Here is a 4,282-nt window from a genome sequence, read left to right as displayed (position 1 = left end):
CCGACACGCCCGAACTACGGACATGGTGCGCCCGCAGCCTCCCCGACTACATGACCCCCAGCACCTTCGTCCTCCTCGACCAACTCCCCCTCACCGCCAACAACAAGATCGACCGCAAAGCCCTACCCGCACCCGACACCGAACGCCCCGAACTCGACGAGCAGTACGTCCCCCCGCACACCCCCGTGCAACAAGTCATCGCCCGAGCCTGGACCGACGTACTCGGCATCGACCGGATCGGCATCCACGACAACTTCTTCGAACTCGGCGGCGACTCACTGCTGGTGCTGCGCGTGGTCAACCGGATCACGAGCGAACTGCGCCTGGACCTCGCCGTCGGCGATCTGTTCGCCTGCCCCTCCGTCGCCGCGCTGGCCGAGCGGGTGGAGCAGTTGTCGGACGCTGTGGCTCCCCCTCTGGAACCGCGTGGCCTCAAGGACCGGGAGGCCCCGCTGTCGTTCGGACAGCAGCGTCTGTGGTTCCTGCACCAGCTCATGCCCGACAGCGGTCAATTGCTGACCCACCAGGTCGTGCGGCTGCGTGGTGTCGTGGACGTCCCTGCCCTCGACGCCGCCTTCAGCGGACTGCTGCAGCGGCACGAGGTGCTGCGCACCCGGATCGTCCGGGAGGGCGACGAGGAGCCGCGCCAACTGATCGTCCCGGGCGTCGAGTTCGTGGTCGAGCAGTGGGATGCGGCGGGACACGACGAGGCGCTCCGACTGGTACGGGAGGAGGCCCGCAGGCCACTGGACCCGGAGGGCGGCCCGCTGCTGCGGGCGGTCCTGGTACGTGAGGCAGCCGATTCGCACCTCCTTCTGGTGGTTCTGCACCACATCGCCTCCGATGACTGGTCGACCTCGGTCCTTGCCAAGGAGGTGGGGGAGCTCTACGCGGCGGCCGTCGAGGGCCGCGCCCCCTCGCTTCCTGAACTCCCCGTCCAGTACGCCGACTTCGCTTTCTGGGAGCGGGACCGGCTCCGCGGCGACTTCCTGGAACGTCAACTGGCCTACTGGCGGGACCGGCTGGCCGGCCTGGAACCGCTGGAACTGCCCACCGACCGCCAGCGGCCGCCGCAGCGTACGGGCGCCGGTGCGAGCGTGGAGTTCACCATCCCCGCCGAGGTATCGGACGGTCTGCGGCGACTGGCGCGCCGTGCGGACGTCACCCCCTTCATGGCGTTCCTCGCGGTGTTCCAGCTCCACCTCGCCAAGTACAGCGGTCAGGACGACGTGGCCGTCGGGGTGCCTGCGGCGGGCCGCAACCGGAGCGAGACCGAAGGCCTGATCGGCTTCTTCGTGAACACCCTCGTCATCCGCGCGGACCTGTCGGGTGACCCGACGTTCGAGGAGTTCCTGGGCCGGGTCAGGAATTCGGCGCACGGCGCCTACTCCCACCAGGACGCCCCCTTCGAGCGGATCGTGGAGGACCTCGCACCGGAACGCGACCTCAGCCGCACGCCGCTCTTCCAGGCGATGCTCACTCCGCAGAACCCCTCCGACCAGGTGTGGGACCTCCCCGGCCTGGAGAGCGAACCGCTCCGCACCGGCCTGGACGGTGCCCAGTTCGACCTCACGCTCGTCCTCCAGGAATCCGTCGGGACGTTCCAAGGACTGCTCAGCTACAGCACCGACCTGTTCGAGCGGGCCACGGCCGAGCGGATGGCCAGGCACTTCCAGAACCTGCTGGCCATGGCAGTCGACGCACCCGGAGCCCCGCTGAGTGCGCTCGACATGCTCAGCGCGGCCGACCGGCACCAGCTCCTCGTGGAGTGGAACGACACCGACCACCCCTTGAGCGCCGACAGCGTGCCCGCCCTCTTCGAGGCGCAGGCTGCCGCGACCCCGGACGCGCCCGCCGTGATCCACGGGGACGTCGAGCTCAGCTATCGCGAACTCAACCGGCGCGCCAACCGAATCGCCCACCGCCTCATCGCCACCGGCGCCGGACCGGGAGGCGTGGTGGCCTTGGCTCTGCCCAAGTCCGTCGATCTGATCGCCGCCCTCCTCGGCGTGGCCAAGACCGGCGCCGCCTACCTGCCGATCGACGTCCAGTACCCGGCCGCCCGGATCGCCTACATGATCGAGGACGCCCGGCCGGCCTGCATCCTCACCCATGCCGCCGTCCGGAGCGCGCTCCCCGCAGGGCCGCTCCGGATCGTCCTGGACGACCCGGAGTGCGCGACGGAGCTGGCCGCCGGCCCGTCGACCGACCCGGACGACGGTGAGCGCCTCGGGCCCGTCACCCAGGACACCCCCTTCTACGTGATGTACACCTCGGGATCCACCGGTCGTCCCAAGGGTGTGGTGATGCCGGGGACCGGCCTGGTGAACCTGACGTCCTGGCTGCGCTCGGCAACGCCCGGTGAACCGCACGGCAGGGTCGCCCAGTTCGCGACCATCAGCTTCGACATCGCCCCCTACGAGATCCTCAGCGCGCTCCTGTACGGCAAGTGCCTGGTCGTCGCCCCCGAGAGCGTCCGCACCGACCCGGTCGACCTGGTGCGCTGGCTGGAGCGGCACGGCATCCACGAGCTCAACGCCCCGAACCTCGTCCTGGAGGAGTTCTACAAGGCGGCCAACGCGACCGGAGCCGTGCTCCCGGAGCTGCGCGTGATCGCCCAGGGCGGCGACACCCACGTCCTCGGCGACTCGGCCCGCAGCTTCCACACCCGCCACCCGTGGTGCGCCCTGCACAACGGGTACGGCCCGACCGAGACCCACGGCGTCACCGACCACCTGCTGCCCGCCGATGTGGGGCAGTGGCCGAGTGTCGCACCCATCGGCCGCCCCGTCGGCAACACCCGCCTGTACGTCCTGGACCGGCACCGCCGACTCGTCCCGCCCGGCGTGGCCGGCGAGCTGTACGCGGCGGGCACAGGCCTCGCCCACGGCTATCTGCGCCGCCCGGAGCTGACGGGCGAACGCTTCGTGCCCGACCCCTACGGCCCGCGGGGAACCCGGATGTACCGCACCGGTGACCTCGTACGGTGGCTGCCCGACGGCACGCTCGACTTCCTCGGCCGCATCGATCACCAGGTCAAGGTCCGGGGCATCCGCATCGAGCTCGGCGAGGTCGAGTCGGCGCTGATGGAGCACCCGGCCATGACCTCCTGCGTGGTCATCGTGCGCGAGGACGTTCCCGGGGTGAAGCGGCTGGTGGCCTACTGCGTGACGGCCCAGGACGCCGCCCACGGCCCGGACGTGTCCGAGCTGCGGGCATGGTGCGCGCGGAGCCTGCCCGAGTACATGGTGCCCGGTGCTGTCGTCCTCCTCGACCGGCTGCCGCTGACGGCGAACCGGAAGGTGGACCGCAAGGCCCTGCCCGTCCCCGACGCCGAACGGCCCGAACCGGGCGAGCCGTACGTCGCCCCGCGCACCCCGGTGGAGCGGGTGGTGGCCCGGGTCTGGGCCGATGTGCTCGGCGTCGACCGGGTCGGGATCCACGACAACTTCTTCGAACTCGGCGGCCACTCGCTCCTCGCGATGCGTGTCGTCAACGGCCTGGCGAGCAAGGTGGACGTGGACGTGCCGGTACGTGACCTCTTCGCCCGGCCGACGGTGGCCGGCCTCACCGCACACCTGGCCGGCGCACCCCGGGAGGCGGACCCCGCCCCGTTGGCGCCGAGGGCCGTGGGCAGTGAACCGCCCCTGTCCTTCGGGCAGCAGCGGCTCTGGTTCCTCGACCAGCTGCTGGCCGGCTCCGCCGAATACCTGCTGCCCCTGGCCGTCCGGCTGCACGGCACCGTCGACGCGGGTGCGCTGGAGCGGGCGTTCGCTCAGCTCGTCGAGCGGCACGAGGTGCTGCGGACACGGTTCGTGGCGGGCCCGGACGGCGACGCACGCCAGATCGTGGACGAGCCCGGCGGCTTCGCGCTGACGCGGATCGACGGCGGGGCCGACCCGCTGGAGGTGGTGCGGCGCGAGGCGTTCCGGCCGATGGACCTCGCCGCTGGACCGCCGGTGCGGGCGGTGCTGGTGCGGGCCGGCGAGGACGAGACCCTGCTCCTCGTCGTGCTGCACCACATCGTGTCCGACGGCTGGTCCATGCGGCTGGTCTCGGAGGAGCTGTCCGAGCTGTACACGGCCGAGTGCGAACGGCGCACCCCCGACCTTGCGGCGCTGCCGGTCCAGTACGGCGACTTTGCGATCTGGCAACGGGACCGGCTGCGGGAATCGGCAGTTGATCCCCAATTGGCCTACTGGCGTGAGGCGTTGGCGGGTCTGGAGCCGTTGGAGCTGCCGACGGACCGGCCGCGGCCCTCGGTGCGGTCGGGTCGCGGGTC

1 protein-coding gene is annotated in these 4,282 nt (G+C 71.3%); it reads left to right on the top strand.

Annotated features, from left to right (window positions below):
• Positions 1-50: 50 nt before the first annotated feature.
• A partial coding sequence (locus ACGFSC_RS42790) for an amino acid adenylation domain-containing protein (RefSeq protein WP_359915556.1) occupies positions 51-4,282 on the top strand: 4,232 nt, incomplete at its 3' end.

Origin of the sequence: Kitasatospora sp. NPDC048715, from assembly GCF_043198905.1 — a bacterium.
In the GTDB taxonomy this organism is placed as follows: Bacteria; Actinomycetota; Actinomycetes; order Streptomycetales; family Streptomycetaceae; genus Kitasatospora; species Kitasatospora lactacystinica.
Note: the sequence above shows the minus strand (reverse complement) of the source record. Positions and strands in the feature narration are given on the sequence as shown.